The sequence below is a fragment of the Cupriavidus sp. CuC1 genome, from assembly GCF_044627735.1.
GTDB classification, from domain to species: Bacteria; Pseudomonadota; Gammaproteobacteria; order Burkholderiales; family Burkholderiaceae; genus Cupriavidus; species Cupriavidus ulmosensis.
Map to the genome: position 1 here is coordinate 1 of NZ_JBIUHC010000359.1, position 1,794 is coordinate 1,794.

1 protein-coding gene and 1 pseudogene are annotated in these 1,794 nt (G+C 63.9%); one reads left to right on the top strand and one right to left on the bottom strand.

The genetic code is table 11. The features are described from left to right. A pseudogene (locus ACGLHR_RS51605) lies at positions 1 to 385 on the bottom strand (KfrA protein); the annotation flags it as partial. Positions 386 to 1,017: 632 nt separating this feature from the next. Here ACGLHR_RS51605 and ACGLHR_RS51610 point away from each other — a divergent pair. After that, positions 1,018 to 1,281, top strand: coding sequence for a hypothetical protein (locus ACGLHR_RS51610; protein ID WP_400103852.1), 264 nt, complete (start codon positions 1,018 to 1,020; stop codon positions 1,279 to 1,281). Positions 1,282 to 1,794: the final 513 nt, after the last annotated feature.

Consider the following 1,794-nt stretch of genomic DNA (forward strand, 5'->3'; position numbering starts at 1 on the left):
CCGGCCCGCTCGGCCCGGCGCTGCGCCCGCTCGGCGGCCGCGAGCCGACCGGCCAGCGTCGCTGTCTGCGCCTCGAGCCGGGCCCGGCTCTCGGCTTGGGCCACCGCTGCGTCCCGGGCCTCGCTGCGCGACTGCGCCAGTTCCGTGCGCAGGTCTTCGGCCGCGCGCTCGCTTTTCTGCCGCGCGGTGGGTTCCTGATGGAGCGCAGCGCGCGCCGCTCGCTGGCTTCGGCGCGTTCCTGGGCGGTGCTCACCTGCTTGCGCGCCCGTTCCAGTTCGGTCGAGAATTGGGTACGTAGCACCACCAGCTGACGGCCAGCTGCCTCCAGCTCCGCCCGCCCGGCCTCCAGCCGCGCTTGGGTTGCGGCCTGCGCTTGCCGCTCGGCATGACGCGCCTCTGATGTTCACCTTGTCGCCTCACTGCGGTAAGCGCCCTTGAGGAGGATATTCGCCAAGGCTGGGCGCGTGCGAGATGCGCTTGCGGGGAGGTCCCGGCCCAGCCGCATGCCGGCCACATACGTGCCGACCGTGATTCCGGAGTTAAATGGAACCAGGGCTGGCGCGCGGGACGGCCCATCAGCGTCACACACGGAGCGTGAACTGCAGACTGCTTAGGTTTGCTGCGAGCTCAGGACTCCATACACCGGGCGCGCGGCGCCTCGTCAGCATCCGCAGCGTCTTCGGAAACAGGCCGATTCTGCAGGCGGCTGTGCATTGCCTCGCATCGGATCAACATCGTTGCCGCGGGACCCTCTTCACCGCGGGCAATGCCAGCCTCAGCAGCGACCCGCAGATATACTTGCCGGGAGGCAACGGCGACCATCACAAGGATGGCGCCGACGCCGAAGGCTCGGACTGCAATTTGGAGGTATTGCGCCATAGCGAACTTGCACCGTATAGCAGGAGGTAATTGGCTGTGAGGCTACACGAGGATGTCTCGGGAGGGTGCCACGCCGTTGCGGGATTGACACAATCCGGTTCGCCGTGGCGGGTCGGATCGCGCGTTGCGTGACAGCGCATGGCGGTGCTGAAGAGAATGTCCCGAAAATCGATCACGGCCTTACCGAACGGCCACTACTGGGCCACGCCACACGCGCCCTTCCCGATGGACGGTCCAAACGGCCATGAGGAGGTTTTTCCCGGCGCCCAATGCGTCAGCGACGGCAAATGGGTCACCTTTTATAAGGACGGGGAAGAAGTATGGGCGTGCAATGCCGTGTATGCCGCCGCCCATTTCGACTTCGCACCGGTTCCAACCAACCGCTCGCCGACGGACAACTGAGGGGCAGACGGTTTCCCCAGGCCGTGGGGTACGTTTCGCCCCCTACAAACAGTTGAGTCCATTTTTCGCGGACCGGGCGTTATGGAAGCCTGCAGCACAGCGCACCAATTGGGCACGTCGCTTCCAGGCACTCGGCATTGAAGTCCGCCTAATCAGTCCACAGTATGTGCAAGGCGGTAGACCGCGGCATGGTGATGGGCGATGTGAAGCTGCTGGAGAAGCATGGAGGCAAGTCGGGCGACTGGGTGGCGGGGGCGGCTAAATGATTGTTTTATAAGCCTTAGTCTGACTCACGTCTCACCCCCCTGCCGACCAACCGCCTCAATGCCTTGACGGCAACGGCTGCCACGGTGTGACGAAAAATCGATCTTGCGACGCAGCGTAGACGATATCGATCTCCGCCTGGAAGTGCCGCAGTTCACGTTCATGCCTTCAACGTAAGCGCTAAATCCAGCACACCTTGAGTATTCAAGGAGTTCCGGACTTTGGGCGACGATCAGTCTCGCTCAGGCT